The organism is Microbispora sp. GKU 823, assembly GCF_002027145.1.
In the GTDB taxonomy this organism is placed as follows: Bacteria; Actinomycetota; Actinomycetes; order Streptosporangiales; family Streptosporangiaceae; genus Microbispora; species Microbispora siamensis.
On sequence record NZ_MWJN01000001.1, the window covers coordinates 169,115 to 195,459 of the forward strand.

Consider the following 26,345-nt stretch of genomic DNA (forward strand, 5'->3'; position numbering starts at 1 on the left):
AGTTCCGGCTATCCGATCGCGACTCCCTCGACCCGCGCGCCCGCCGTGCCGTGCCAGGGGAAGTCGACGTCCACGCTCCGCACCTCGTCGGGCAGCCGGTAGACGCCGGAGTAGGTGACGCTCTCTCCGGGCGCCAGCGTTCTCTTGGCGGCCGTGCGGGACATGGACGTGCACACGCATTGCCCGCCGGAGTCGCGCAACGGGTAGTACCAGATCTTGGCGGACCGGTCGAGCAGGGTGACGCCGTCGGTGCCGCTCGGGGAGGGGCTGAACATGCCGTGATACCGCTGATCCTGCTCGAACGCCGACTGCAGCTCGGCGTCGGACTGCCCAGTGTTGCGAACGGTCCAGACCACGGTGGTCAGGCCTGTGGAGTCGCGGTGCGCGCTGTTGACCTCGACCCGGAGATCCTTGGCGCCGTCGGCGGTGAACGCGGCGCTGCCGGACACCGGGGCCTCGCCGGGTGACCACTCGAAGGGCTGCCCGCCCGAGGACTGATCCGTGGCGGACGATGAGGGCGGCGGAGGCGTGAACCGGACGGTGACCCGCCGGTTCTTGCGCCTCCCCTCCTCGGAGGCGTTGGAGGCCACCGGGTCCGCCGAGCCGTGGCCGGCGGTCCGGAAGGTGGCGCCGCCCCGGGTGACCAGCGTCCTGAGCCGGTCGGCCACGGCCTTGGCGCGCCGCTCCGACAACGGCTGGTTGATGGCGTCGTTCCCTGTGGTGTCGGTGTAACCGTCGACCTCGACCGTGGTGTCCCCGGAGGCGTCGATCTGCCCGGCCACTTCCTTCAGCAGCGCGCTCGCCCGCGGGGTCAACTCGGCTTTGTTCAGGGCGAACAGCACATCGGCCGACAGCCGTACGGCGCGGCCGTCGGCGTCCTCGTCCACCGAACGCTCGTCGCCCTCGGCCCGGCTGTGCACGCTGAGCACCCGCGGCGGCGCCAGGTCCACCGACGCCGGGTCGATCGTCTGGTCCGCCGCCGGCCGGAGCGGGCCGTCCGTGATCGGCACGTCCTGGACCGGCACCGTCAGCGGCATCGTCACCGTCACGCGCCGTACGTCCGGCGGAGGCGCGGGGAACACCGCGTGAACGTCCACCGATTCGCCCGGCGCGATCGTCGTGCCGGCCAGCGAGGAGCACAGGCACGTGTGGTCGGTGGTGGACAGCGGCATGTACAGCTTGCTGCCCCGGCCGTCGAGCAGTCCGATGCCGCCGGCCACCAGCGAGCTGCTGTCCGCCCCCCTTCCGCCCTCGAACAGGCTGATCGACAGGTCGAGCCCGGTCCGACCGTCGTTGACGACCTTGAAACGGCCGGTCACCGTGGTGGCCGACGTCCGGTTCAGCGCGACGACCTCGACGTGCGCGGGACCCTGCCGGTGTGCCATGGGCACCGCCCTGCCCAGGGTCCCCCCAGGGCTCGCGGCGCCGTCCGGGGCCGGGCTGCGGGCGGTGAGGCCAGGCGTCTTCCGCTCGTCCGAGCCGCCGGTGGGCTCGACGGCGTCGCCGGCGCATCCGGACAATGCGACGAGAAGGGCGGCCAGGCCGCCTCCCACGCGTGTGATCCCCTGCCGTTCGAGATTCGACCTGAGCATGATTCTCGTCCCCTGTTTCCCAAGAGCGCGGCATCCTCCAAGATTCTTACTCTGTCGGGCCGCCGACCGCGCACGGCGTGAGGATGGGATGGTGGACGAGGATCTCATGGGCGGGACAGGGTGGTCCCGCGCGGAACTGCTGGCCGCGGCCCGCTCGGGTGACGGCGACGCCTTCGGGCGCCTGGTCGGGCCGCTGCGGGACGAGCTGCGTGCCCACTGCTACCGGATGCTCGGGTCGGTCCACGACGCGGAGGACGTCGTCCAGGAAACGCTGGACCGGGCGTGGCGTGCCCTGCCGCGGTTCGAGGACACTGACTCTGAGAACCCTGGCTCCGACGACCGCGGCTCCGTACGGCCCTGGCTGTACGCGATCGCGACGAACAGGTCGCTGACGCTCATCGAACGGCGCGGGCGGCGCGAGCTGCCCGCCGATCTGAGCCCGGGAGGCGCGCCGGCGGCCGAGGCGGCGTGGGTCGAGCCGTTCCCCGACCGGTTGATGGGCTGGACGGCGGAGCTGGGCCCTGAGGCGCGCGCCCTGGCGCGGGAGAGCGTGGAGCTGGCCTTCGTCGCCGCGCTGCAGCACCTGCCGGCTCGGCAGCGGGCCGTGCTGCTGCTGCGCGACGTCCTCGGCTACGGCGCAGGCGAGGTCGCCGGCCTGCTGGAGACGACCGTCGCCGCGGTCAACAGCGCGTTGCAGCGGGCCCGCGCCACGCTCGGCCGCCTGGTCCCGCCGGCCACCCAGCAGCAGACCCTCGGCCTGCTCGGCGAACCGGTGTGGCGGGAGACGGCCCGGCGGTACGCCGCCGCGTGGGAGGCCGCGGACGTGGACGCAATCGTGGCGATGCTGACCCATGACGCGAAGTACTCGATGCCGCCGCTGACGGCCTGGTTCCACGGGCACGACGGCATCCGCGGCTTCCTGCTGGAGACGGCCGGGAACCGGCGCTGGCGTTTCCTGCCGGCGCGGGCGAACGGGCAGGTCGCGTTCGGCACGTACCTCTGGGACGACGACCGCGGCGTCTACGCCGCCGCGGGCCTGGACCTGCTCGCCCTGCGCGGACCGCTGATCGCGGAGGTGGTCTCGTTCCTGGACGCCCACCTGCCGGCGTTCGGCCTGCCGGCGGAACTGACACCCGGATAGAGCGATGAGTCCGGCGGTCGCCGCGGGTTGTAGGTGCTGACAGGAATCATCAGCGCGACAACCCGGAAGGACCGAGCCGGATGACCGACGACCACAAGCTGATCCGCGACCTGATCGAGCGCTGGGCCGAGGCGGTCCACCGCGGCGACATCGACGGGGTCGTCGCCGACCACGCCGACGACATCGTGATGTTCGACGTGCCGCCGCCGTACGAGGGCGTGCGCGGCCTGGACGCCTACCGCGAGACGTGGCCGCCCTTCTTCGCCTGGCAGGCACAGGGTGCCTGCTTCGAGATCGAGTCGCTGGACGTGACCGCGGGGGAGGACGTCGCGTTCGCCCACGCCCTGCTGCGCTGCGGCAGCCCGGAAGAGCTCGCCGCGAACCCGCGGATGCGCCTGCGGCTGACGCTCGGCCTGCGCAGGCAGGACGGCCGATGGGTGATCGCCCACGAGCACCACTCGTTCCCGTACGTCGAGCCGGACGCCGATTCCGGAACGGCCGAGGAGGAGGTGCGCGAACTGCACCGCCGGTGGTTCGCCGGCACCGCCGCCGGAGACCTGGACGGCCTCATGGCCGGCATCGCCGCCGACGTCGTCTCCTACGAGCACGACGAGCCGCTGCAGCACCGCGGTGTCGAGGCGGTCCGCGAGGTCTGCGCGCGTGGCCTCGACGCCGCCGAGGACGGCGTGAGCTGGGACGTCCCCGACCTCAAGATCCTGGTGAGGCAGGACCTGGCGGTCGCGTGGGGGCTCAACCACATCCGGGTCGGGCAGGCCGGCGGCGAGAGCACCGAGACGTGGTCACGCGGCACCCGCGTGTTCGAGAGGCGAGACGGCGCGTGGGTGATGATCCACCAGCACCTCTCCTTCCCGTACGATCCGGTCACCGGCGAGGCCAGGACCGACCTGCGCCCGTAGGGGGATGCCAGCGCGGCTCGGCGTCCACGCCTCAAACGGCCTGAATCCGGCGGAAGGCGTCGGCGTGGGCGGTCGCCCATTGCTCGAAGGTGCGGGGTGGGCGTCCGGTCACCTCCCGCACGGTGGGGTGGATTTGCGACTCGTCAAGCGTGCCGTCGACGAAGAACCGGAAGAACGCGTCGACGTACTGCGCGGGCATCTGCGCCTCCATCTCGGCCCGGGCCTCGGCGTCGGTCAGGCCTTCGCAGCGCAGATCCCTGCCGAGCACCGTGGCGAGGACGGCGACCTGGTCGGCGGGCAGCAGCGTCTGCGGGCCGGTCACTTCGTGGATCAGGCCGTCGTGCCCGTCGTCCAGCAGCGCCCGGGCCGCGACGGCGGCGATGTCGAAGGGATCGACGGCGGCGGTGCGCACGCCGGCGAACGGCACGCGCACCACGTCGCCGGCCTCGAGCTGAGGGAGCCAGCGCAGGGCGTTGGACATGAACGACCTCGGCCTCAGGATGGTCCAGGGCAGGCCGGATGCGCGCACGGCTCGCTCGGAGAGGGTCATGTAGCGGGAGACGGCGTTGGTCATGTCCTCCAGTGCGGCGGAGCCGCCCGTCAGCAGCACGATCCGCTCCACCCCGGCCCGGCGGGCGCGGGCCAGCAGGCCGGGCATGTCGTCGTAGCCCGGCAGGAGGAACACACGGCGGACCCCGTCGAACGCCTCGGTCAGGCTCTCCGGGCGGTTGAGGTCGCCGCCGACGGGCTGCGCGTCAGGGGGCAGGGCGGCGTCCGCCGGGTTCCGGACGAGCGCCCGCACCCGTTCCCCCGCCCCGAGCAGCGCCTTGACCAGTTCCGAGCCGACATTCCCGGTCGCGCCGGTCACCAGGATCAATTCACATCTCCGTTCGCTCACAAGAGGGGTTTACGCGGCCCGGATGAGTCCGGCCGCCAGGGCGATGAGCGCGGCCGCGAGGAGCAGGGCGCCGGTCCGCGTGAGCGCCGTGCCGTACGAGGTGCGGCCCTCCTCGCCGATGCCGAGGTGGAGGAAGAACCCGCCCGACTGGGCCAGCACCCCGGCGAGCAGGGCCGCGCCGCACAGCCATTCCAGGCCGTCGGGGAAGCCGGCGCGGGGCAGGTACAGCAGATAGACGAGTGAGAGCACCAGAAGCACACCCGCGTGCGCGTGGCCGGCGCGGAAGAAGCGCTCGCGGAGGGCCCCGAGCCTGTCGCGGTCGGTGGTGACGAAACGCAGCAGCGCGTGCCCGCCGAACTCGACGGTGACGATCGACAGGATCGCGACGATCGGCAGGACTTCGGTGGGCTCCATCAGCGTGCCCCGGCGCCTGCGAGGGTCGCCGCCCGCTGCGGGGCGTGGTCGCCTGTCTTTCCCATGACATCTCCTGCGCACAAGACGGCAGAGCCGCGGCACGCGGCGGACGCCGTTCGGTGGATCTTGGTTCACTTCACCGAAAGCGTGGCAGAAGGCCGGAGGAGGCCGTTAGTGCCCCAGTAACGGGGCCGATGTGCATTTCGCACATGGCTAGATCCAGCCGGACTCGGTGGCGATCCGGATGGCGTCGACCCGGTTGCGGGCCCCCAGCTTGGCGACCGCCGAGGTGAGGTAGTTGCGCACCGTGCCGTAGGTCAGGAAGAGCCGCTCGGCGATCTCGGCGGGCTGCGCGCCCGTGGCCGACATGCGCAGCACCTCCGTTTCGCGCTGGCTGAGCGGGCTTTCCGGCGCCTCCAGCGCGACCAGCGCCAGCGACGGGTCCACCGCGCGTCCGCCCGCCGCGACGGTCCTGATCGCCGCGGCGAGCTCGGCCGGCCGGATGTCCTTCGGGACGAAGCCCGCGACCTGGACGCCCAGCGCCCTGCGCAGGACGCCCGGTTTGGTCAGCGCCGTCAGGATCAGGACGGCGCATCCGGGCAGCGCCCTGCGCAGCTCGGCGGCCGCGGCCACGCCGTCCAGCCCCGGCAGATCGATGTCGATCACGGCCACGTCGGGCCGGTGCTCCAGCGCCGCGGGCACGATCTCCAGGCCGGAGGCCACCCCCGCCACCACCTCGATGTCGTCGTGCAGGGACAGCAGCTCGACCAGCGCTTCGCGGAGGATGTGCATGTCCTCCGCGATGAGGACGCGAATCACGCTCATCACCCTCCCGGCCCTCGAACGAACGGCCTCGACCGGCATCCGATCGACAGGATCATGCCAGCGGTCCCGACCTCGGGAGAGCCGGCGTGCCCGCACCCGGCTGGAAGCCCTCCGGACCGCCACCGGGTCCGGCCGGTGCGGGGAACTCGGCGAGCATCTCGAAGCTGTCACCGGAGCGGTGTCCCGCCGTCACCCGTCCGCTGGTCCGCGCCGCGATGCTGTCGAGCCCGGTGCCGCGCCGCTCCGGCCGCGCCGATCCCTCCCGTACGGTGGCCTGCACGGCGGCGCCGTCGTTGACCAGCCGCAACCGTACGCCGCCCGAAGTTCCCGACACGGCGATCTCGCAGGTGCGGGCCTGACTGTGGCGCAGGACGTTGGTGACGCCTTCACGGAGCACCGCGGCCAGCGCGGTGTCGACCGGCGCGGATAGCGGCCCTGTCTCGACGCGCACCACCGCCTCGATCCCGGCGTCCGCCAGCACCTCGCGGGCGGCGTCGATCTCACCGCTCAACCGCAGTTCGACCCGATCGCCGGTGATGGAGTCGAGCTCGACCAGGGCCCGGTCGACCAGTGACCCCAGTGCGGCGATCTGGGTCCTGGCCCTGGCGGGGTCGGTGCCGAGCAGGTGTTCTGCCACCTCACCCTTCAGGGCGACCGCCGACAGGCTGTAGCCCAGGATGTCGTGCAGGTCACCGGCGATCCGCACTCGTTCGCGGCGCACCGCCGCCTCGGCGAGCTCGTGCCGTGCGCGCTCCAGCACCGTGAGAAGCCCGCTCAGCCGCCCGAGGCGGTACACCAGCCACATGATCATGACGTGGCCGCCGAAGTTGCTCAGCGCGGCGGGGAGGTCGTCGATGAAGAGGAAATCGCTGTCGACGCGGTGCAGGAACCAGGCGAGGTGCCCGGCCAGGACGACTCCGACGATCGCCCAGGAGCGCGGCGGCCGTACGTTGAGCAGCAGCTTGCCCGTGAAGACGCTCAGCAGGCGGTCCCAGGCGTCGGGGAAGACGGGCAGGGGCAGCAGGATCAGCAGGCTCTGCGCGACCAGCACCGTCCGCGACTGCGGAAGAACCTGAAGGACCGCGATGACGACGAGCAGGACGGTCGCGAAGGCGAAGGCCGGCCAGTCGCCGGGGCGGACGTAGGCCAGGTTCTTCAGGACGAGCACGCACTGGATGAGCAGGACCGCGAGCAGCACCCGTCGCGCCAGCCGCGGCGACTCGACCGGCGGTGAGATCCTCTCGGGGGCATCGGCGCGGTAGGCGCCGGCCGTGGCACGCACCTCCGCCAGGGTGCGCCGCGCGAGTTCGATCCCTTCCCGGAGGGAGTGCCGCGCCTCGCCCGGTTCCTGCCGGGCCGCGGTCCGCATCCGGAACGCGATCGCCTGGAGTTTCCCGCCGAGCAGGCGCCGCAGCTCTCCGTCCAGCCGCAGCCGTTCCCTCGACAGGGCCGTCCGGGCCAGTTCCTCGCGGGTCTGGTGAAGTCTCGCGACGGCCATGACGAGCCTGGACAGGCCGAAGACGATGAGACCGTCGTCCGCCGTGACGATCATGTAGCCGAGACCGCCCTGGACCTCCAACCCGGGATAGGGGTAGGCGGGGAGGAGGGCCGACGCGCCGGCCGCGGCCACGATGAGGACGAACAGCGGCCAGGCGATCCGCGTGGGGAGCGCGCACAGGACAGCGGCGGCCACGGTCCACGGGATCCACTCCCAGGACCCGCCGACGAACGGGATCGGCAGGAAGTAGAGCAGCACCACGGCGGCGAGGAGCCTGTATCGGACCGCTGGGCTCCAGCACCACATCGACAGCGCGACGAGCGGCGGATAGGACGCCATCGGGAGCAGCACCCCGAGCGGACCGGCGCCGTTGTCCAGAGCGCTGAACGCGCGGATGTAGACGAGGATGCCGAACGAGGCCCACAACATGGCCCTGGCCAGCCGGAGCGGAAGGTCGTCCGCGGTTCGCCCCACTCGCCGGGACCCTCCCGTGAACCGTGCGAAATGCACGTCTAGCCGATGACGGGGACACTATCAGCCCCGCTTCCGCCGATGTCATGATCCCGTACGTCGCGCGGCCGGCTCGGCGTACGAGAGCCGGGGCCGTCCGCGGCCGAGATCGTTCACGCCGGCGCGGCCACACCACCTCGGCCCTGCCGGCCCCTCGCAGCCCATGGAGACACCCGTGCTGAAGAGACTGTCCCTGTCCGTCGTCTCGGCCGCGGCCGTACTGGCACTGACCGGCGCGCGGCCGCCGCCACGGCGCCGGTCGCCGCGCCGGCCGCGCGGACCCAGAGCGCAGCCGCCGATCCGCTCGAGCCGGGGCCTTTCCATCGCCGGCTCGACCCGCTGGTCGGCACCTGGAAGGCCACCAAGTACAACTACCTTCTCGGCGGCGACGGCAAGCCGGTCGTCTCCCGCGACATCACGGTCAGGACGCGGTGGATCGCCAAGACGGGCGGCCGGTTCCTGGAGGAGGAGGCCGAAGGCGTCCTCGGCGGTCACCCGTACTACCGGCTGGGGATCCTCGGCTTCTCCACCATCGACCGGCGCTACGAGTGGACCACCTTCGACAGCGTCACCCCCACCGCGATGACCTATCGCGGCCCCGCACTCGCCGAGGGCAGCAACGTGCTGTCGCTGCCCGGGACGTTCACCGACCCCGGAGTGCTCGGCCCCGAGTACGTCGGGAAGACCATACCGATGCGCACAGTGATCACCATCAGGTCGAACGACCGGCACACCTTCGACCTGTACTTCACCCCGCCCGGTCAGCCCGAGCGGCTGGTCGACCGCGTCGTCTACACCCGGAAGACGAAGTAGGCCGGCCGGCCCCGGTCAGATGTCGAGCTGCCACTGGTGCCAGGTGTCGAAGACCTCGAAGCCCATCGCCTCGTTGATCGCCAGCATGTGCGGGTTCGCGACGGAGTTCCACGTGATCACCCGCTCCACCGACGGCTCGCAGGCGCGGAACCAGGTGATGTTGGCGAGCTTGAGCACCAGGCCGAGCCGGCGGCCGCGGTGCGGCGCGAGGACGGTGGTCGCGCCCTGACGGGCCCACCCCTCCGGCCGCTCGGCGTCCACCACGAGCTGGGTGAACCCCGCCGGCTCTCCGCCGGCCGTGCACCGGGCGATCATCGTGTACGTCCGCTGGCCCGCCCGCGTGAGCATCTCCTCGCGGGCGCGCACGCGGTCGGCGGTCCAACGCTGGTCCTCCATCGCGAGGTCGCCCAGCGGCTCGTCGTTCATGCCCTCCGCCAGGCGGGCCATGTCGCCGAGCAGGTCGTCGGGGGTCGGCCCGGCCCACCGTTCGAGCGAGTAGTCCGTGGCGTGCCGCACTGCTCGGGCGCGGAGGAGTTCGAGGCCGGACCAGTCGGCCGTACGCAGGTCGAGCACCAGGCGGGTCTCGGTGGAGGCCGGGGAGAACCCGCGGGCCTTGGCGAAGGGCGTGCCCGGACCGTCCGACGGGGCCTCGGCGATCAGGACGCGCCTGCCCTCGTCCCGCGCCCGGCCGATGGCGTGGTCGAGCAGCGCGCCGCCGATGCCCTCGCGCCTGCGGCCCGGATGCGTCATCAGCCGGAGCAGGGCGAGATGGGTGTTGTCGTCCTGGGGGAAGTGGAGGACGTAGCCGCCGACGACCTGGTCACCGCCGACCTGGTCACCGCCGACCTGGCTGCCGTCGACTTCACCGCCGTCGACGTGGCCGTCGTTGATTGAGCGGTCGTTGATCGGGCCGCCGTTGATCGGGCCGCCGTTGATCGGGCGGCTGTTGATCGGGCCGCTGTCGCACGCCGCCCACGCCTCGGCGCGTTCGCCGCCGGACCCGCTCCGGACGCTCGCACTGAAGTGCCGCCACGACATCGCCGGACCCGGATGGTCGCATGCCCGCGCGATGTCGTACAGACCGGCCAGGGGGGAGTGGCCCGCCGGGCCGTCCGGGCCGTCTTCCCCCTGCTCGGCGTCGTTCTCGATGGGGGCGACGCGCTTCATCCGCATGCCGACAAGAATTCCGCACGCGTTGTCAGGGGCGCGACTGATTTTCACATCGTGGAACGGCGGCGGTGAGGGCTCTATCGCATGTGGTTCGTCTATTGCATGTAGTTCTCGACCTCGTCGGCCGGACGGGGGGAGGCGAAGTCGGGGTCCTCGCCCACGTCACGCCGGGCGCGGCGCTGGCGCAGCAGGTCCCAGCAGCGGTCGAGCTGCTCTTCCAGCGAGCTGATCCTGTTGTGCTCCTCCTCGGAGGTCAGCTCACCCGCGACCAGCCGTTCGCGCAGGGCGTGCTCCTCGTCGACCAGCTCGCTGATCCGCTTCAGGATCTCGTCGTCCTTCATGTGGCCTCCTTCGTCACGAGTCACCCTAACCTGGGGCTCCGTCTCGAAATGTGATCGGGTGTCTCGTCCCGTCGAGGGCGTCTGCTAGTCTGCTTGGCATGCTGCGCGGACTCCTTCTTATCCGCCGCGGCGAGGGCCTGTAAGAGGCCGGCTCCCTCGCCGCGGTGCGAGTGTCATGCGCGTCGGCCGCCCTGGTTTCATCCAACGGCGCCCCTTTCCCGAATGAATCGACGGCAACGTCATGCCCGGGACTCGCCGTGCGCCCGACGAGGAGCAATCATGAATGAGCAGCAGCCCAGCCCCATGCCGTTCCAGCGCTACACGCCGTTCGAGCCCGTACGGCTGGCCGACCGCACCTGGCCCGACAAGGTCATCACCAAGGCGCCCCGCTGGTGTGCCGTGGACCTGCGCGACGGCAACCAGGCGCTGATCGACCCGATGGACTCCGACCGCAAGCTGAAGATGTTCGACCTGCTGGTCCGGATGGGTTACAAGGAGATCGAGGTCGGCTTTCCCGCCGCGTCGCAGACCGACTACGACTTCGTCCGCCAGATCATCGAAGAGGAGCGCATCCCCTCCGACGTGGTCATCCAGGTGCTGACGCAGGCCCGGCCCGAGCTGATCGAGCGGACCTTCGAGTCGCTGCGCGGCGCCCGCCAGGCGATCGTCCACCTGTACAACTCCACCTCCACCCTCCAGCGCCGGGTCGTCTTCGGCCAGGACAGGGACGGCATCACCGCGATCGCCGTCGAGGGCGCCAAGCTGTGCAAGAAGCTGGCGGCCGAGATGGAGGGCACCGAGATCTACTTCCAGTACTCGCCCGAGTCCTTCACCGGCACGGAGCTGGAGTACGCCGTCGAGGTCTGCAACGCCGTCAACGACGTGTGGCAGCCCACCCCCGACCGCAAGGTGATCGTCAACCTGCCGGCGACGGTCGAGATGGCCACCCCCAACGTGTACGCCGACCAGATCGAGTGGATGCACCGCAACCTGGCCTACCGGGACTCGATCGTGCTGTCGCTGCACCCGCACAACGACCGCGGCACCGCCGTCGCCGCCGCCGAGCTGGGCTACATGGCCGGCGCCGACCGCATCGAGGGCTGCCTGTTCGGCAACGGCGAACGGACCGGCAACGTCTGCCTGGTCACGCTGGGCATGAACCTGTTCTCCCAGGGCGTCGACCCGGAGATCGACTTCTCGGACATGGACGAGATCCGGCGGGTGGTCGAGCACTGCAACCAGCTGCCCGTGCACCCCCGCCACCCGTGGGGCGGCGAGCTGGTCTACACGGCCTTCTCCGGCTCGCACCAGGACGCCATCAAGAAGGGCCTGGAGCACCTGGAGCGCGACGCGGCCGCCGCCGGGGTGCCGGTCGACGAGTTCGCCTGGGCCGTGCCGTACCTGCCGATCGACCCCAAGGACATCGGCCGCACCTACGAGGCCGTGATCCGTGTCAACAGCCAGTCGGGCAAGGGCGGCGTCGCCTACATCATGAAGGCCGACCACCAGCTCGACCTGCCGCGCCGTCTGCAGATCGAGTTCTCCCGCGTCATCCAGGCCCGTACGGACGCCGAGGGCGGCGAGGTCACCGCGGCCGAGATGTGGGAGCGGTTCGCCGACGAGTACCTGCCGAACCCGGCGAGCCCCTGGGGCCGCCTGGGCCTGCTGGCCCACCGGCACACCTCCACCGTGGACGACAAGGACGCGATCAGCGCCGACGTGCGGGTCGACGGCCAGATCCGGGAGATCGAGGGCGTCGGCAACGGCCCCATCTCGGCCTTCTGCGACGCGCTGGAGAGCATCGGGGTGCCGGTGCGGGTCCTCGACTACACCGAGCACGCGATGAGCGCGGGCGCCGACGCCAAGGCCGCGTCGTACGTGGAGTGCGAGGTCGGCGGGCCGAACGGCACGCAGGTCCTGTGGGGCGTCGGCATCGACGCGAACACGACGAGCGCCTCGCTCAAGGCCATCATCTCCGCCGTCAACCGCGCCACCCGCGCCTGACATCCCCTGAACTTCGCAGTGGACGGCAGGACCTGCGGTCGCACTGCCCGTGACCTTGCACAAAAACGCAAGCATATGCTCTGACCAGCCCACAAGGCGGTCGTGAACACGCGAAAGGCGGCAACCGGGAAATCCTCGACTGCCGCCTTTCGCATGTCCCCATCTCGAACGGCCGCCCGGGGGCGCTTGGCGGCCTGATATCTTTCACGGGTAAAACACTTGCGAAAGAACGGGGGATCATGAGGCCGGCGATGCGAGGGCGGCTGCCGTTGCGGGGAGTGTTCCGGATCGGCGGGCTGGGGGACGTCTGGCACAAGAACGCGCTCAGCGCGGTCATCGCCCTCGCCGTGCCGGACACGGTCCTGCTCCTGCTGGACCGCCTGGACCTGGCGGTCTACACCTCCGCCGGTGCCATGTGCGCCCTCTACGCGCACGGCCTGCCGTACCGGGTCAGGGTCCGCACCCTGCTCGGCGTGGCGACGAGCATGGTCGTCAGCGTGGGCGTCGCGCTCACCGCGGCCGGGCTCACCCGGTCGGCCCCCGTCCTGGTCCTGGTGGCGGCGCTGCTGGCCGCCGCGCACAAGGTGGCGTGCGACGCCGCCCGGATCGGTCCGCCGGGCAACCTGATCTTCACGTTCATGAGCGCGACCTGCGCGTTCCTGCCGCAGCGGCTCGGGGAGATCCCCCTCCACCTCGCGCTCGTCGCGGTCGCCGCGGCGCTCGCGTGGCTGGTCTGCATGGCTCCCGCGTTCGTACGGCCCGAGGGGCCCCAGCGCACGGCGGTGGCCCGCGCGCTGGAGGCCGCCGTGCGGCTCGCCCGCGCGGAGGGGGCGGCGGTCGCCCGCGCCCGGCATGACGCGGCGGCGGCGGTGAACGCGGCGTGGCACACGCTGCTCCCGTCGCCCGAGGGGCCGGGCAGGCACGCGCTCGAACGCCTCCTGGCCCGGGTGGAGGCGTCCCTCCCGGCCGTGTCCCACGACGAGGCGGGTCTCTTCGCGAGCTGGGCCGCCGACGTGCGCCGCAACCGGCCGGTGCCCGAGGTGAGCCTCGGCGAGACGGGGACCGCCGGGCTCGCGGGTATCGCGCTGGAACGGGCGGCGCCGGGCGGACCCGGCCTGCTGCGCGATGTTCCATCCCGCCTCCCCGCTGTTCCCGATCGGCGTACGCGTCGCGGTCGGGTCCGCCCTCGCCGGGCTGGTCTCGCTCGCCGCGGGGGTCGGTCACCCCTACTGGGCGGTGGTCACGGCCGCGTCCGTCTTCCAGGCCAACGCCACGCTGTCGTGGCACCGGGCCCTTCAGCGCGCCCTCGGCAGCGTGGTCGGCCTGCTCGTCTTCACGGCGCTGCTGCCGATCGGCCGTACGGGCGCGCTCGCCCTGGTCCTGCTCACGCTGGCCCTCCAGTTCTGCACCGAGGCGCTGATGACCCGCAACTACTGGCTGGGCACGGTGTGCGTGACGCCGATGGCCCTCCTGCTCACAGAACTGCCCGGCTATCAGCCCGCGTGGCGGCTGATCAGCGACCGCTGGCTGGACACGGCCGTGGGCGTCGTGGCAGGCCTGCTCGGCTGCCTGCTGGTGACCAACCGCCGCAGCGCCGGGCGGGATCGACGCGGCGCTGCGGCGTGTGGCCGACGCCCAGGCGGCCGCCCGGCGCCTGCTGGCGGTCGGCGCCGGTGAGCCGGGGGAGATCGCGCGGGTTCGCGGCCTGCTCGTCGAGGCCCTCGTGGAGCTGCGCCGGGCCGCGGACGTGGCGGCCGGCGAGTGGTGGCAGCGCGCGCTGCCGGAGGAACAGGTCGCCCGGGCCGAGCACGAGGGGCACCGCCTGCTGGCGCGGCTGGCCGCACCGGCTCGGGATAGAGTCGGCTGCGAACGGACCCAGGACTGAGGATCGGGGCGTGGAGGACATCGCCGAGGAGGCGCCCGAGAGCGTCGCAGAGGACGTCGTCGCGCAGGTGATACGCCAGTGGCGGCGTGTCCGCCCCGAGCTGGACACCGCGCCGATCGCCGTGATGGGCCGCCTCACCCGGTGCGTCCTGCTGCTCCAGCAGGCCGGCGACGCGCCCCTCCGCGAGTACGGCCTCACCCGGCCGGAGTTCGACGTCCTCGCCGCCCTGCGCCGGCTCGACCGTGAGCTCACCCCGGGCCAGATCGCCAGGGAGACCTTCGCCTCGGGGGCGGCCGTCACCAAGCGGCTGCGGGTCCTGGAGGAGCGCGGGCTGGTGAGCCGCCGGCCCGGCGAGCGCGACCGGCGGGTCTCCCACCTCGCGCTCACCGATGAGGGCCGCGCGCTCACCGACCTGCTCCTGCCGCGGCAGCTGCGTTACGAGAGCGATCTCCTGGCGGCGATGGGCGCCGACCGGCGGCGGGAGCTGGGAGACCTGCTCGGCGAGCTGCTCCTCCTGCTGGAAGGACGCCTCGGCGCCCACCAGCTCTGACCGGGAGCCGACCCGATCCCGCCGGGCCGATGCGGTCGAGACGGTCACCGCGGATCATCGGACCGGAGACGACAACCGGGCACGTCGATACGACCACGGTCAGATCCGGAAGTGTGGTCCCCACTCCGACGACCCGGCGTGTGCGGCGGCGGCATCGTTGCCCCCATGAGTGCAACGACCCCGTCAATCACTGGTGCCAACCCTGTCTTTCCGGGACGCTGGGTGGGCGGCGCATCCCTTGTCGCCGGGCCTTTGCTGTTGCTCACCGGCATACTGCTGCGCCTGCGTTTCGACTTCTTCTTCCCCGCGCAACTGAGCGCATACGAGCACCATCCTGACCTCATGACGGCCTCGTACAGCCTCGTCGCCGCCGGATGGGTGCTGCTGTGGCCGGGAGTCGCGCTCCTCGCCGCCAGGATCGGTGAGACACTCCGGGAACTGGCGGTGTGGGGCGGGGTGCTCACGATCCTCGGCCTGTTCGCCCGGACGTTTCACGCCGGTGTGGACCATCTCGGCCTCCACCTGGTAACCGTCCACGGGGCTGCGTCGGCGACACGAACGGTGAGCGAGACCTACGGCGCGTTCCATGTCTTCAGCACGTTGAACGCCGCGATCATGGGCGGCTGGGTTCTCCTGGCCGTCGGCGCCTACCGCTCGCGGGTGCTCGGACCGGTGCGCGCGGCGGCTCTGGCCCTCGCGTCGGCGATGCCGTTGGGCGTGCTGAAGGGAACGACCCCCTGGTCGGTGGCCGCTGCCGCAGGGCTGTGCGTCGCGCTCGTCCCTCTGGGCGTTGCCGCGATGCGCACCGGGCCGGCACCGCGAACGGCCACGGTCGTCGGAAGGCTTGTCATGGTGGGCGTCGTGGGCACCGTGATGTTCCTTTTCGGACAGGCCGGATGAGTGGCCATCGGTATCGTCGTGCGATGCACAGAGCGCGGTGGCGTCTCCCGACAGGCCCGCATCTACTGATACTCGATGCCTGCGTGGCGGTCGTCGTGGCCGCCGCGTATGGGGCGCTGGCCGGCCAGGACGCCTCTGACGGCCTGCCCGGGTTCTCCGGCCCTTCCTGGGTGGCGTGGCTGATCGCCGCCTGTGTCGGAGCGCCGCTGGCCGTTCGGCGTCTTCGGCCGCTGCCCGCCCTCGCCGTGGTTGTGGGCGCATCGGCGGCGGCGACGCTTCTCGACATCACCCGCGACCCGTACATCCCCGCGGCCCTGGCCGTCTACGCGGTGGCGCTCGCCGAGCCGGCGCGCCGGGCCTCGGCGGCGCTGGCCCTGACCCTCATCGGCTCGGCAGCCGCGGTCGTCACCGGGGAGGCGGTCCTGACACCGTCCGGCCCCTGGCCCGAAGCCGCCGCGACGGCGGCGCTCGTGTGGCTTGTGGTCGGCGCCGCGTGGGCCGCGGGCCGCGTGGTGCGTGAACGGCGACGTCGAGCCGCCCGCAGGGACCGGCGCCTGGCCGAGCAGACGCTGGCCGAGGAACGCCTGCGCATCGCCAGAGAACTGCACGACATCGTCTCGCACAGCCTCAGCGTGATCGTCGTCAAGGCCGCGGTCGCCAACCACGTGGCGGAGGAACGCCCCCAGGAGACGCGCGACGCCCTCCAGGCGATCGAGCAGACCGGCCGGGAGGCGCTCACCGACATGCGGCGCGCCCTGGGAGTGTTGCGCGGCGACGCCGCCGGGCAACGCGCGCCAGGCCCCGGCACGGCTCCCCCTCCCGGGCTGGACGACCTGCCGCCCCTCATCCGGCGTGCCGAGCAGGCGGGAATCCGCACCGGGCTTCGCACCCGACTGGCCGCCCCTCTCCCGGCGGGGACGGCGCTGACCGTCTACCGGATCGTGCAGGAGGCGCTGACAAATGTGATCAAGCATGCGGGCGACGGAACGCACTGCCAGGTGGCGATCACCGCCGATGCACGCGGAGGCGTGCGTGTCGAGGTGGTGGACGACGGAGCCGGGAACGCGCCGGGGTCCGGCCGGGCGGGTCTCAGCGGCGGTCACGGTCTCGTGGGGATGCGCGAACGCGTGATGATGTACGGGGGGACGCTGGAGGCCGGGCCAAGGCCCGGCGGCGGGTTCGCCGTGTCGGCTCGTCTCCCGCCCGAACCCGCTCACGGCACAGCCGTCAGCCCGAAGGAGGCGACCGCGTGACCGATCCGATCCGGGTGCTCGTCGCCGATGACCAGCCTCTGCTCCGAGGCAGCTTCCGGGTGCTGATCGACACCGCCCCGGGGCTGACCGCGGTGGGCGAGGCCGGCGCCGGCGCCGAAGCCGTCGAAAGCGCCCGTCGACTACACCCGGACGTGGTGCTGATGGACATCAGGATGCCCGACATGGACGGCATCGAGGCGACACGGCGCCTAGCCGGATCTCCCGAGACGGCCGCTACACGCGTCCTCATCCTCACCACCTTCGATCTCGACGAGTACGTGTACGGGGCCCTGCGGGCCGGCGCGGCCGGGTTCCTCCTCAAGGACACCTCCCCCGAGGTCCTGCTGGCGGGCATCCGCACCGTCGCCGCCGGAGAGTCCCTCCTCGCGCCCTCGGTGACCCGGCGCCTGATCGCCGAGTTCGCTCGTCTTCCCTCTGCCCGCCCTGCCCCGGGGCCCGCGCTGGACGTCCTCACGGCGCGCGAGCGCGAGGTCCTGGTGCTCGTGGCACGCGGCCTGTCCAACGCCGACATCGCCGAGTACCTCCATCTCAGCCACGGCACCGTCAAGACGTACATCGGCCGGCTGCTGAGCAAGTTGCGGGCGCGCGACCGTGCCCAACTGGTGATCGGCGCGTACGAGTCCGGGCTTGTGCGCGCCGCTCATCAACCGGCCGACTCCTGAGCGAGGCCAGGCAACCACGGCCCGCGTGTCGCCTGCTCGGACAGGCCGAGTCGTGTCGTCTACTCGGGCAGGCCGAGCCGTGTCGTCTACTCGGGCAGGCCGAGGAAGTGGGCCAGGCAGGTCATGTTGTGCTCGAACAGTTCGGCGCGGTGGGTGATCGTGTTGTTGAACTGCCCGAAGAGCTCGAAGCTGACCATCCCGAACAGGCCCGTCCACGCGGCGATCGCCCGCGCGATCACGTCGTCCGGCACGTCCGGCACCAGCGACCGTACGATCTCCGCGTCCTCCGCCAGGACCGCCGGCGGCGGCGGGCAGATCGGGGGAGGGGCGAGCCTGCCTGCGTGGTGGGCGTCGGCGACGATCCGTCCGTACACGGCCGTGTCCCGCACCGCCGGCGCGATGGTGTCCTGCGGAGCGGCGTAGCCCGGCACGGGTGAGCCGTACAGCAGGGCGTACTCGTGCGGATGGGCCAGGGCCCACTCGCGTACGGCCCGGCAGACGGCGAGCCAGCGCCCGAAAAAGTCGTCGCGGGCGCAGGCGGCGTCGGCGCGCTCGACGGCCTCTCCGAGCGCGTTGTACCCGTCGATGATCAGCGCGGTCAGCAGGTCGTCGCGGCTGGGGAAGTAGCGGTAGATCGCCGAGGAGACCATCCCCATCTCCCGGGCCACCGCCCGCAGGGACAGGCCCGTGGCTCCCTCTGTCGCCAGATGTCGCCGGGCGATGTCCGTGATTTCCTTGATCAGCTCAGCTCTCACCCGCTCCCGCGCGGTCCTGCTCGCGTTCATGCGGCCAGGCTAACAGAGCACTTGAGCGATTAGAGAGCACCGCTCTTGACGAATATCGCTCTAATGGGAGAGCATTGCTCTCGAAACGGAGCAACAACCGCAAGGAGTGCCGATGCTCACCGTGGCCAAGGGCGTCATCCCCGCAGTGATGTTCTTCCTGGAACTGGGCGTGCTGATCTCGCTGGCCTACTGGGGGTTCACCGTGCAGGCGAACGTCCTGGTCAAGATCCTTCTGGGCCTCGGTGGGCCGGCCGTGTTCGCCACGCTCTGGGGGTTGTTCATGGCGGGCGGCAAGGCGCCGCACCAGTTGCACGGTCTCGCCCGCGCCGCCTTCGAGGTTGTGTGGTTCGGGGCGGGGGCGGCCGCGCTGGCGGCCTCCGGCCTCGTCACGGCGGGCGTCGTGTTCGCGGTCGTGTACGTCGTGGACGGCGTGCTGCGGCTGCTGACGGATCAGGTCTGAAGGAGAAGTGATGGGCAGGCATGTGATCGTCGGAGCGGGACAGGTCGGCGGCGGGCTCGCCGAGACGCTGGCGGAGCGCGGGCACGAGGTCACCCTCGTCACCCGTTCGGGCTCGGGCCCCGAGCACCCCGGGATTTCGCCGGTCGCCGCCGACGCGGCCGACGCGGCCGTGATGCGGCGGCTCACCGAGGGGGCCGACGCGCTCTACAACTGCGCCAACCCGCGCTACCACCGGTGGCCCCTGGACTGGCCGCCGATCGCGGCCTCGCTGCTGGCCGCCGCCGAGTCGTCCGGGGCCGTCCTGGTCACGCTGGGCAACCTGTACGGGTACGGCCCGGTGGACGGGCCGATGACCGAGGATCTGCCGCTCGCCGCGACGGGCACGAAGGGCATGGTCAGGGCCCGGATGTGGGAGGAGATGCGGGCCGCGCACGAGGCCGGCCGGGTGCGGGTCACCGAGGTGCGCGGCTCGGACTACTACGGGCCGCGGTCGTCCGACCAGTCGTACGTGGGGCCGCGGCTCCTGGAACCTCTGCTCGCGGGCAAGCCCGCCACCGTCATCAGCGATCCCGACATCCCGCACAGCTGGACGTACCTGCCCGACGTCGTGCGGGCGCTGGCGGCGGCCGCGGAGGAGGAGCGCGCGTGGGGCCGGCCCTGGCACGTCCCGACCGCGCCGCCCTTCACCATGCGGCGGTACGCCGAGATGGTGTGCGAGGCCGCGGGCGTCCCGGCGCCGCGCCTGCGGCGGCTGCCGTCGTGGACGCTGAAGGCGGGGGGCCTCGTATCGCCGTTCCTGCGCGAGCTGGGGGAGACCCGTTACCAGTTCGACCGGCCGTACGTGCTCGACTCCTTCGCCTCCCAGGAGGTGCTCGGGTTCGCGCCGACGCCGGTCGAGGACGGGGTGAAGGAGACGGTGGCGTGGTGGCGGGGGCGCTGAAAGGCGCCGGAACGACGGCGATAGTCTCCCGGGCATGAGAGTCGGGATCATCGGCCTGGGCGACATCGCGGAGAAGGCCTACCTGCCGGTGCTGGCGGCGACGCCGGGCATCGAGCCGCTGCTGTGCACCCGCGACCGGGCGGCTCTCGACCGGCTCGGCGACGCCTACCGGATCGGCGCGCGCTTCACCTCCGTGGACGGCCTGGCCGGGGCCGGGATCGACGCGGCCTTCGTGCACGCGGCCACCACCGCGCACGTCCCGATCGTGACCACGCTGCTGGAGGCGGGCGTGCACGTCTACGTGGACAAGCCGCTCGCCTACGACGCCGCCGCCTCCGCCGGGCTCGTACGGCTGGCGCACGAGCGGAACAGGTCGCTGATGGTCGGGTTCAACCGCAGGCACGCCCCCGCGTACGCGGCCCTGCGCGACCTGCCGCGCGACGTGGTCGTGATGCAGAAGAACCGGCGTGACCTGCCCGGCGACCCGCGGACCGTGGTCTTCGACGACTTCATCCACGTGGCCGACACGCTGCGCTTCCTCGCCCCCGGGCCGGTCACCGACACCGTGATCAGGACCAGGGTGCGGGACGGCCTGCTCGAACACGTGGTGCTGACGCTCGGCGGCGACGGCTTCACCGCCGTCGGCGTGATGAGCCGCACCAGCGGCGCGGCCGAGGAGACCTGCGAGGTCATGGGCGGCGGCGGGAAGCGGCGGGTGGTCAACCTCGGCGACGTGGTGGACCTCGGCGGGGACGAGGTCCTCACGAGGCGCGGCGACTGGGTCCCGGCGACGCGGCAGCGCGGCATCGAGCAGATCTGCGGGGAGTTCCTCGCCGCGGTCCGGGAGGGACGGATCCTCACGGCCGACGACGCCCTGGCGACCCACGAGCTGTGCGAAGAGATCGTGACGGCCGCGACGGCCTGACCGCCTCCCGGAAGCCGCATATTCCCGGGAGGCGGTCATCGTCGCCGTCTTAGAGGGACGTCAGGGGCCTCACGGGTAGAGGCCCCGCATCCGGTGGGCCTCGGCCACCCGCCCCACCCCGATCGCGTGGGCGGCCTGGCGGAGCGTGAGGTCGCGCTCGGCGGCCAGGTCCGCGACCGCCCGGTAGGCGTTCTCCATCAGGTCGCGGAGCTTCACCTCGACCTCGCCGGCGCTCCAGGAGTACGCCTGGGTGTTCTGCACCCACTCCAGGTAGGACACGATCACCCCGCCGGCGTTGGCCAGGATGTCGGGGACCACGGTGGTCCCGTTGCCGGCCAGGATCAGGTCGGCCTCGGGCGAGGTGGGCCCGTTGGCGCCCTCCACGACCAGGCGGGCCCGTACGCGCGGCGCGTTGTCCGCCGTGATCACGCCTTCGAGCGCGGCCGGCACCAGCATGTCCACGTCGAGTTCGAGCAGCTCGTCGCGGGAGAGCGGGTCGGCGTCGCGGTAGCCGTGGACCGTCCCGGTCTCGGCCGTGTGGGCGCGCAGCGCGGCGACGTCGAGGCCGGAGGGCCGGACGACCGCGCCGCCCGCGTCGGATACGGCCACGACCCGGCAGCCGGCGTCGGCGAGATACTGGGCGGCGAGCGCGCCCACCTTGCCGAAGCCCTGCACCGCCACGGTCGTGCCCTCCGGGGAGCGCGCCCCCCTCGTCCGGGCCAGGGCCTGCAGCGCGGCGATCTGCACTCCGCGGGAGGTCGCGCCCGCGCGGCCCAGCGAGCCGCCGAGCGCCGTGGGCTTGCCGGTCACCACGCCAGGGACCGAGTAGCCGGCGTTCGCGCTGTAGGTGTCCATGATCCAGGCCATGGTCTGCTCGTCGGTGCCCACGTCGGGCGCGGGGATGTCCTTCTCCGGGCCGATGAGCGGCAGGATCTCGTTGACGTAGCGCCGGGTGACGCGTTCGAGTTCGCGGGTGGTCAGCGTGGCCGGGTCCACCGCGACGCCGCCCTTGGCCCCGCCGTACGGGATGCCGACGAGGGCGCACTTCCACGTCATCCACATGGCGAGGGCGGTGACCTCGGCGAGGTCGGTGGCGGGATGGAAGCGGATGCCGCCCTTGGCGGGCCCGCGCGACAGGTTGTGCTGCACGCGGTGGCCCTGCACCACCTCCAGGCGGCCGTCCTCGCGCCGTACGGGCACCGAGACCGTCAGCGAGCGGCGGGGCGTGGCGAGCATGTGGTGCATGCCGTCGTCGAGGCCGAGGAACCGGGACGCCTCGGCGAGCTGGAAGCGGGCGGCGGCGAGGGCGCGCTCACCCGGTGAGGGGGCATGGAGGTCGGGGATCGGAGACCGAACCCCCGACGCCGTTGTCGGGAAGTCCGTGACGGTCATTCTGGTGTTCTCCTGTCGGAAAGGGTGGCCGTCCCCCGGACCCCGTGTGCCGTCGTCGTTGACGGCAGCGGAAGGCGGACCGGGAGGAGCGACATCTGGATCAAACCGTGCGCCGGGTGGTCGCGATATAGGCCAATACGGAGATCGCCGGGCGGGATTTCGCCGTTCCGGCGCATAGGCGGCGCACGCTCCGTGAACGACGGTGGAGGACGGGGGCAAGTCGCGCTTTGCCGCCCTTTTGCAGTAGACAGGGTTTGTGCCGGAACTTGTGCTGGGCCCGCTGCTGCGCCATGTGGACGCGGCCGCCGCGACCGTCTGGGTGGAGACCTCCGAGCCCTGCACGGTCCGTGTGCGGGCCGGCGACGCCTGCTCCGAGGAGCGCACCTTCACCGTGCACGGCCACCACTACGCCCTGCTCGACGTCGGCGTCGAGGGCCCGGTGGCCTACGAGGTGGAGCTCGACGACCGGCGGGTGTGGCCGGAAGAGGGCCTGCCGCCGAGCGTGATCCGCCCGCTCACCCGCCTCGACCGGCTGATCTTCGGCTCCTGCCGTACGAGCGTGCCGCACGAGGAGCCGTACGTGCGCACGCACGGCCCGGACGTCCTGCGGGCGTACGGCCTGCGCCTGATGGAGTCGCCGGACGAGCGGCCCGACCTGATCCTGCTGCTCGGCGACCAGGTGTACGCCGACGAGCTCACCCCGGACATGAAGGAGTTCATCGCCGGGCGCAGGGACGACGGGCCCGAGGAGGTCGTCGACTTCGAGGAGTACGCCGAGCTGTACCGCCAGGCGTGGTCCGACCCTCCGGTCCGCTGGCTGTTGGCCACGGTCCCCACCTTGATGATCTTCGACGACCACGACGTCAGGGACGACTGGAACACCTCGAACGTCTGGCGCGAGCAGATGGCCGAGGTGCCCTGGTGGGAGCGGCGCGTCGTCTCCGCGCTCGGCTCGTACTACATCTACCAGCACCTGGGCAACCTGCCCCCGGCCGAGCGGGCGGCCGATCCCGTGCTGGCCGCGCTGCGCTCGGGCGGCGGCGACGAGGCGCTCGACGCCTTCGCCCGGCGGGCCGACAAGGAGCCCGACTCGGTGCGCTGGAGCTACCACAGGGACCTGGGCGGCAGCCGGCTGATCGTGCTGGACAGCCGCAGCGCCCGGGTGCTGGAGCCGGGACGCCGGCGGATGCTCGACCCCGGCGAGTGGGACTGGTTCGACAAGCACGCCACCGGCGACTTCGACCACCTGCTCATCGGATCCTCGCTGCCGATCCTGCTGCCCGCCGGGATCCACCACGTCGAGAGCTGGAACGAGGCGGTCTGCGACGGGATCTGGGGCCGCCGGGCGGCGCGGTGGGGCGAGCGGGTGCGGCAGTTTCTCGACCTGGAGCACTGGGGGGCCTTCCGCCGGTCGTTCGAGGAACTCGCGCACACGGTGCTGGACGTCGCCTCGGGCGGCCGGGGCAGGCCGCCCGCGACCGTCCTGCTGCTGTCGGGAGACGTCCACTACTCCTACATGGCGTCCGTACGGCGCCGGGGCGGCGGGCGCGTCCACCAGATCGTCTGCTCGCCGATCCGCAACCCGCTGAGCCGCACGCTGCGCTTCGCCAACATCGTGGCGTCGTTCGGGCTGGCGGGCGTGCTCGGCGGGGTGCTGGCCAGGGCCGGGGGCCTTCCCCGGCCGCCGTTGCGGTGGCGCATCAGCAAGGGACCCTGGTTCCCCAACATGATGACCGCCATCGACCTGGCGCCCGGGGAGGCCACGGTGACGTGGTTCACCGACACCGGCGATCAGGACACGGTGCGGATCAGGCCCGAGCCTCCCGCAGCACCGCGCTGAGCTGGTCCACCGCCCAGTCCAGGTCGTCCCGGGAGACGACGAGCGGCGGCGCGAGGCGGATCGTCGAGCCGTGCGTGTCCTTGACGAGCACGCCGCGGCGCATGAGCGCCTCGCTGATCTGCCGTCCGGTGCCGAGCGAGGGGTCGATGTCGATGCCCGCCCACAGCCCGCGCCCGCGCACCGCCACCACGCCGGGCCCGAGGTCCGCCAGGCGGGCGTGCAGGAACGCGCCGAGCTCGCGGGCCCTGGCCTGGTAGTCGCCGGTCCGCAGCAGCCCGATCACCGCGTCGCCGACCGCGCACGCCAGCGGGTTGCCGCCGAAGGTGGAACCGTGCTGGCCGGGCCCGATCACGCCCATGACGTCGGCGTTCGCGACGACCGCGGAGACCGGGACCACGCCGCCGCCGAGGGCCTTGCCCAGGACGTACAGGTCGGGGACGACGCGCTCATGGTCGCAGGCGAACGTCTCGCCGGTGCGGCCGAGGCCCGACTGGATCTCGTCGGCCACGAACAGCACGTTGTTGTCGGTGCAGATCTCCCGGACCGCGGCCAGGTAGCCGTCCGGCGGGACCAGCACGCCGGCCTCGCCCTGGATGGGCTCCAGGAGCACGGCCACCGTGTTCTCGTCGATCGCCTCCCTGACCGCCTCGGCCGAGCCGTACTTGACGATCCGGAAGCCGGGGGAGAAGGGGCCGAAGCCGTCCCGCGACTCGGGGTCGGTGGAGAAGCCCACGATGGTCGTGGTCCGGCCGTGGAAGTTGTCCTCCATCACGACGATGTTGGCCTGGTCGGGGGCGACGCCCTTGACCTCGTAACCCCACTTGCGGGCGACCTTGACCGCGGTCTCGACGGCCTCCGCGCCCGTGTTCATCGGCAGGACCATGTCCTTGCCGCACAGCTCGGAAAGGCCGGTCACGAACGCGGCGAACCGGTCGTGGTAGAACGCCCGGCTGGTCAGCGTCAGCCGGTCGAGCTGCTCGCGGGCCGCCGCGAGGATCGTGGGATTGCCGTGGCCGAAGTTCAGCGAGGAGTAGCCGGCCAGGCAGTCGAGATACCGCTTGCCCTCCACGTCGGTGACCCAGGCGCCCTCGGCCGAGCTGATCACGACGGGCAGCGGGTGGTAGTTGTGCGCGCTGTGGCTCTCGCTGAGCCGGATCAGTTCCTCGCTGTTCATCGAATCTCCCTGTTCGGCCGGATCTCGAGGGTGCAGCACTTGGGCCCGCCGCCGGCCTTGCGCAGCTCGCCGAGGTCCACCGGGACGACCTCGAAGCCACGGCGCTTGAGTTCCAGGATCAGCCCGGTCGCCTCGGCGTTGACGACGACGTTGCGGCCGTCGCTCACCGCGTTGAGGCCCAGCACCTCCGCGTCCGCGGACGTGGCGATCACGGCGTCGGGGAACAGCCGCCGCAGCACCTTCCTGCTGCCCTCGCTGAACGCCTCCGGATAGTACGCCACGTTGTGGCCGTCCAGCGGAAACAGGGCGGTGTCGAGGTGGTAGTACCTCGGGTCGACCAGGCGCAGCGTGACGACCGGCCGGCCGAGGAACTCCTGGGCCTCCATGTGCGCCGCCACGTCGGTGCGGAAGCCCGTCCCGGCCAGGATCATCTCGTCGAGCGTCAGGTAGTCGCCCTCGCCCTCGTTGGTGAAGGACGCCTCCAGTGTCTCGTATCCCCGTTCGACGAACCACCGCAGGTAGGCGGGGCCCTCGGCGGCGCGTTCCGGGTGGGCGAACCTGGCGCCGTAGACCCGGCCGTCCACGACGAGCGCGCCGTTCGCGGCGAACACCATGTCCGGCAGGCCCTCGATCGGGTCGATCAGGCTCACGGTGTGGCCGAGGTCCTCGTACGCCTGCCGGAGGCTCTCCCACTGCCGCAGTGCCCTGGTCGTGTCGGCGCCCTTCTCGGGATGCATCCATGGGTTGATGGAATACGAGACCGTGAAGAACTCGGGCCGGCACATCAGGAAGTGCCGGGCCGTGCCCGTACGACCACTGTCCGTGGTCTCGGCGGCTGGCGCGAGTGTCATCGTCGACTCCAAGCGGGAAACCGGGTGAACGGGACTTCAGCGTAGGAATCGGAGGGCGACAATCCAATGCGCCCGCGTTGCGATCACGTGTGGATCGGTTGCGTCCTTCACCCGTTCTGCAGCGATCCGTTAATAAGCCGCGACAGCACGATCGAGCTCTTGGTGCGGACCACGAACGGCTCGGCCGCCAGGCGTTCGATCACCCGCTCGACGTGCCGCACGTCGGTCGCGCGGATGTGCAGCAGCGCGTCGGCCTCGCCGGTGACCGTGCAGGCCGAGACGACCTCCGGGTGCCGGGACACGGCCATGCCGATCTCCGCGGGTGAGGTCTTGCCCCGGCAGTACAGCTCGACGTACGCCTCGGTGGTCCAGCCGAGGGCCGACGGCTCCACCCGGGCGCTGAAGCCGGTGATCGCGCCGCTGGCGATGAGCCGGTCGACCCGCCTCTTCACGGCCGGAGCCGACAACCCCACTTGAGCGCCTATTTCGGCGTACGTCGCCCGGGCGTCCTGCACGAGGGCCCGGATAATGGCGCGATCAAGCTCGTCCAACCTCACGTGGACCTGTATACAGCCGCCGCGCCC

The 26,345-nt window shown here is 71.9% G+C and carries 27 protein-coding genes; 14 read left to right on the top strand and 13 right to left on the bottom strand.

The annotated features are described in order from the left end of the window. Positions 1–8: 8 nt before the first annotated feature. A complete protein-coding gene (locus tag B1L11_RS49490) occupies positions 9–1,592 on the bottom strand; it encodes an OmpA family protein (RefSeq protein WP_256862110.1) in 1,584 nt (527 codons plus the stop codon). Positions 1,593–1,680: 88 nt separating this feature from the next. Between B1L11_RS49490 and B1L11_RS00775 the strand changes: the two genes are divergently transcribed. Further along, positions 1,681–2,733, top strand: coding sequence for a sigma-70 family RNA polymerase sigma factor (locus B1L11_RS00775; RefSeq protein ID WP_079312196.1), 1,053 nt, complete (start codon positions 1,681–1,683; stop codon positions 2,731–2,733). 80 nt (positions 2,734–2,813) lie between these two features. Continuing rightward, on the top strand, positions 2,814–3,650 hold the full coding sequence (locus B1L11_RS00780) for an SgcJ/EcaC family oxidoreductase (RefSeq protein ID WP_079312197.1): 837 nt from the start codon (positions 2,814–2,816) through the stop codon (positions 3,648–3,650). 31 nt (positions 3,651–3,681) lie between these two features. Here the strand turns inward: B1L11_RS00780 and B1L11_RS00785 are convergent, their stop codons facing one another. From B1L11_RS00785 to B1L11_RS00800, 4 genes are all read right to left on the bottom strand, one after another. Continuing rightward, entirely contained in the window at positions 3,682–4,518 is an 837-nt protein-coding gene (locus B1L11_RS00785; protein ID WP_256862135.1) for an NAD(P)H-binding protein, read from the bottom strand. A gap of 39 nt (positions 4,519–4,557) precedes the next feature. Beyond that, complete coding sequence (locus B1L11_RS00790) at positions 4,558–4,962, bottom strand: hypothetical protein (protein WP_079312199.1); 405 nt, start codon at positions 4,960–4,962, stop codon at positions 4,558–4,560. 213 nt (positions 4,963–5,175) lie between these two features. After that, on the bottom strand, positions 5,176–5,781 hold the full coding sequence (locus B1L11_RS00795; RefSeq protein ID WP_079312407.1) for a response regulator: 606 nt from the start codon (positions 5,779–5,781) through the stop codon (positions 5,176–5,178). A gap of 58 nt (positions 5,782–5,839) precedes the next feature. After that, a complete protein-coding gene (locus B1L11_RS00800; RefSeq protein WP_079312200.1) occupies positions 5,840–7,759 on the bottom strand; it encodes a sensor histidine kinase in 1,920 nt (639 codons plus the stop codon). Positions 7,760–7,903: 144 nt separating this feature from the next. On the opposite strand from B1L11_RS00800, the gene B1L11_RS00805 reads away from it, so the two are divergent. Further along, positions 7,904–8,608 (top strand): DUF1579 family protein, encoded by a 705-nt coding sequence (locus tag B1L11_RS00805; protein ID WP_079312201.1) that lies wholly within the window; start codon positions 7,904–7,906, stop codon positions 8,606–8,608. Positions 8,609–8,623: 15 nt separating this feature from the next. Here the strand turns inward: B1L11_RS00805 and B1L11_RS00810 are convergent, their stop codons facing one another. Next, complete coding sequence (locus B1L11_RS00810; RefSeq protein ID WP_079312202.1) at positions 8,624–9,781, bottom strand: N-acetyltransferase; 1,158 nt, start codon at positions 9,779–9,781, stop codon at positions 8,624–8,626. 92 nt (positions 9,782–9,873) lie between these two features. Next, positions 9,874–10,119 (bottom strand): DUF2630 family protein, encoded by a 246-nt coding sequence (locus B1L11_RS00815; RefSeq protein WP_079312203.1) that lies wholly within the window; start codon positions 10,117–10,119, stop codon positions 9,874–9,876. 276 nt (positions 10,120–10,395) lie between these two features. On the opposite strand from B1L11_RS00815, the gene leuA reads away from it, so the two are divergent. Beyond that, positions 10,396–12,123: a 2-isopropylmalate synthase gene (gene leuA, locus B1L11_RS00820; RefSeq protein ID WP_218670831.1), complete on the top strand. Its 1,728-nt coding sequence runs from the start codon at positions 10,396–10,398 to the stop codon at positions 12,121–12,123. Positions 12,124–12,547: 424 nt separating this feature from the next. Here leuA and B1L11_RS47795 read toward each other — a convergent pair whose 3' ends face one another. Beyond that, positions 12,548–13,147: a hypothetical protein gene (locus B1L11_RS47795; RefSeq protein WP_218670819.1), complete on the bottom strand. Its 600-nt coding sequence runs from the start codon at positions 13,145–13,147 to the stop codon at positions 12,548–12,550. 101 nt (positions 13,148–13,248) lie between these two features. Between B1L11_RS47795 and B1L11_RS47800 the strand changes: the two genes are divergently transcribed. The 6 genes from B1L11_RS47800 to B1L11_RS00840 all read left to right on the top strand — a co-directional run bounded on the left by B1L11_RS47800 (position 13,249) and on the right by B1L11_RS00840 (position 17,394). Beyond that, complete coding sequence (locus tag B1L11_RS47800) at positions 13,249–13,800, top strand: FUSC family protein (RefSeq protein WP_218670820.1); 552 nt, start codon at positions 13,249–13,251, stop codon at positions 13,798–13,800. Next, on the top strand, positions 13,748–14,008 hold the full coding sequence (locus B1L11_RS47805) for a hypothetical protein (protein ID WP_218670821.1): 261 nt from the start codon (positions 13,748–13,750) through the stop codon (positions 14,006–14,008). Before B1L11_RS47800 ends, B1L11_RS47805 begins: the two co-directional genes overlap by 53 nt. A gap of 10 nt (positions 14,009–14,018) precedes the next feature. Further along, a complete protein-coding gene (locus B1L11_RS47810) occupies positions 14,019–14,558 on the top strand; it encodes a MarR family winged helix-turn-helix transcriptional regulator (protein WP_256862111.1) in 540 nt (179 codons plus the stop codon). Positions 14,559–14,723: 165 nt separating this feature from the next. Further along, positions 14,724–15,458 (top strand): hypothetical protein, encoded by a 735-nt coding sequence (locus tag B1L11_RS00830; protein WP_079312411.1) that lies wholly within the window; start codon positions 14,724–14,726, stop codon positions 15,456–15,458. Between the two features lie 83 nt (positions 15,459–15,541). Beyond that, positions 15,542–16,711, top strand: a complete 1,170-nt coding sequence (locus B1L11_RS00835) for a sensor histidine kinase (protein WP_218670822.1) — start codon at positions 15,542–15,544, stop codon at positions 16,709–16,711. Further along, positions 16,708–17,394, top strand: coding sequence for a response regulator transcription factor (locus B1L11_RS00840; RefSeq protein WP_079312209.1), 687 nt, complete (start codon positions 16,708–16,710; stop codon positions 17,392–17,394). Before B1L11_RS00835 ends, B1L11_RS00840 begins: the two co-directional genes overlap by 4 nt. An 86-nt stretch (positions 17,395–17,480) precedes the next feature. Here the strand turns inward: B1L11_RS00840 and B1L11_RS00845 are convergent, their stop codons facing one another. Then, positions 17,481–18,179 carry a TetR/AcrR family transcriptional regulator gene (locus tag B1L11_RS00845; protein ID WP_079312211.1) on the bottom strand — a complete coding sequence of 233 codons (699 nt, stop codon included), beginning with the start codon at positions 18,177–18,179 and terminating at the stop codon, positions 17,481–17,483. A 112-nt stretch (positions 18,180–18,291) separates the two neighbouring features. On the opposite strand from B1L11_RS00845, the gene B1L11_RS00850 reads away from it, so the two are divergent. Genes B1L11_RS00850 through B1L11_RS00860 form a run of 3 tightly spaced genes read left to right on the top strand, consistent with a single transcriptional unit; the run spans position 18,292 to position 20,504 of the window. Beyond that, positions 18,292–18,639 (top strand): YrdB family protein, encoded by a 348-nt coding sequence (locus B1L11_RS00850; RefSeq protein ID WP_079312213.1) that lies wholly within the window; start codon positions 18,292–18,294, stop codon positions 18,637–18,639. 10 nt (positions 18,640–18,649) lie between these two features. Then, a complete protein-coding gene (locus B1L11_RS00855) occupies positions 18,650–19,579 on the top strand; it encodes an NAD-dependent epimerase/dehydratase family protein (RefSeq protein WP_079312215.1) in 930 nt (309 codons plus the stop codon). A 34-nt stretch (positions 19,580–19,613) separates the two neighbouring features. Continuing rightward, entirely contained in the window at positions 19,614–20,504 is an 891-nt protein-coding gene (locus B1L11_RS00860; protein ID WP_079312217.1) for a Gfo/Idh/MocA family protein, read from the top strand. Between the two features lie 69 nt (positions 20,505–20,573). Here the strand turns inward: B1L11_RS00860 and B1L11_RS00865 are convergent, their stop codons facing one another. Further along, positions 20,574–21,896, bottom strand: coding sequence for a Glu/Leu/Phe/Val dehydrogenase (locus B1L11_RS00865; protein WP_079312219.1), 1,323 nt, complete (start codon positions 21,894–21,896; stop codon positions 20,574–20,576). Positions 21,897–22,152: 256 nt separating this feature from the next. On the opposite strand from B1L11_RS00865, the gene B1L11_RS00870 reads away from it, so the two are divergent. Further along, a complete protein-coding gene (locus B1L11_RS00870) occupies positions 22,153–23,736 on the top strand; it encodes an alkaline phosphatase D family protein (RefSeq protein WP_079312221.1) in 1,584 nt (527 codons plus the stop codon). Here the strand turns inward: B1L11_RS00870 and rocD are convergent. From rocD to B1L11_RS00885, 3 genes are all read right to left on the bottom strand, one after another. Next, a complete protein-coding gene (gene rocD / locus B1L11_RS00875) occupies positions 23,705–24,910 on the bottom strand; it encodes an ornithine--oxo-acid transaminase (protein ID WP_079312223.1) in 1,206 nt (401 codons plus the stop codon). The two genes, B1L11_RS00870 and rocD, sit on opposite strands and share 32 nt — an antisense overlap. Next, complete coding sequence (gene ddaH, locus B1L11_RS00880) at positions 24,907–25,761, bottom strand: dimethylargininase (RefSeq protein WP_079312225.1); 855 nt, start codon at positions 25,759–25,761, stop codon at positions 24,907–24,909. The genes rocD and ddaH overlap by 4 nt, the downstream gene beginning before the upstream one ends. A gap of 107 nt (positions 25,762–25,868) precedes the next feature. Next, complete coding sequence (locus B1L11_RS00885) at positions 25,869–26,318, bottom strand: Lrp/AsnC family transcriptional regulator (protein WP_079312227.1); 450 nt, start codon at positions 26,316–26,318, stop codon at positions 25,869–25,871. Positions 26,319–26,345: the final 27 nt, after the last annotated feature.

Coding starts and splice junctions, on each gene's coding strand:
- B1L11_RS00790 (WP_079312199.1), bottom strand. CDS start 4,962: ATGGAGCCCACCGAAGTCCTGCCGATCGTCGCGATCCTGTCGATCGTC.
- B1L11_RS00830 (WP_079312411.1), top strand. CDS start 14,724: ATGAGTGCAACGACCCCGTCAATCACTGGTGCCAACCCTGTCTTTCCG.
- B1L11_RS00775 (WP_079312196.1), top strand. CDS start 1,681: ATGGTGGACGAGGATCTCATGGGCGGGACAGGGTGGTCCCGCGCGGAA.
- B1L11_RS00855 (WP_079312215.1), top strand. CDS start 18,650: ATGGGCAGGCATGTGATCGTCGGAGCGGGACAGGTCGGCGGCGGGCTC.
- ddaH (WP_079312225.1), bottom strand. CDS start 25,761: ATGACACTCGCGCCAGCCGCCGAGACCACGGACAGTGGTCGTACGGGC.
- B1L11_RS00780 (WP_079312197.1), top strand. CDS start 2,814: ATGACCGACGACCACAAGCTGATCCGCGACCTGATCGAGCGCTGGGCC.
- B1L11_RS47800 (WP_218670820.1), top strand. CDS start 13,249: ATGTTCCATCCCGCCTCCCCGCTGTTCCCGATCGGCGTACGCGTCGCG.
- B1L11_RS00845 (WP_079312211.1), bottom strand. CDS start 18,179: ATGAACGCGAGCAGGACCGCGCGGGAGCGGGTGAGAGCTGAGCTGATC.
- B1L11_RS00865 (WP_079312219.1), bottom strand. CDS start 21,896: ATGACCGTCACGGACTTCCCGACAACGGCGTCGGGGGTTCGGTCTCCG.
- B1L11_RS00860 (WP_079312217.1), top strand. CDS start 19,614: ATGAGAGTCGGGATCATCGGCCTGGGCGACATCGCGGAGAAGGCCTAC.
- B1L11_RS00810 (WP_079312202.1), bottom strand. CDS start 9,781: ATGCGGATGAAGCGCGTCGCCCCCATCGAGAACGACGCCGAGCAGGGG.
- B1L11_RS49490 (WP_256862110.1), bottom strand. CDS start 1,592: ATGCTCAGGTCGAATCTCGAACGGCAGGGGATCACACGCGTGGGAGGC.
- rocD (WP_079312223.1), bottom strand. CDS start 24,910: ATGAACAGCGAGGAACTGATCCGGCTCAGCGAGAGCCACAGCGCGCAC.
- B1L11_RS00815 (WP_079312203.1), bottom strand. CDS start 10,119: ATGAAGGACGACGAGATCCTGAAGCGGATCAGCGAGCTGGTCGACGAG.
- B1L11_RS00850 (WP_079312213.1), top strand. CDS start 18,292: ATGCTCACCGTGGCCAAGGGCGTCATCCCCGCAGTGATGTTCTTCCTG.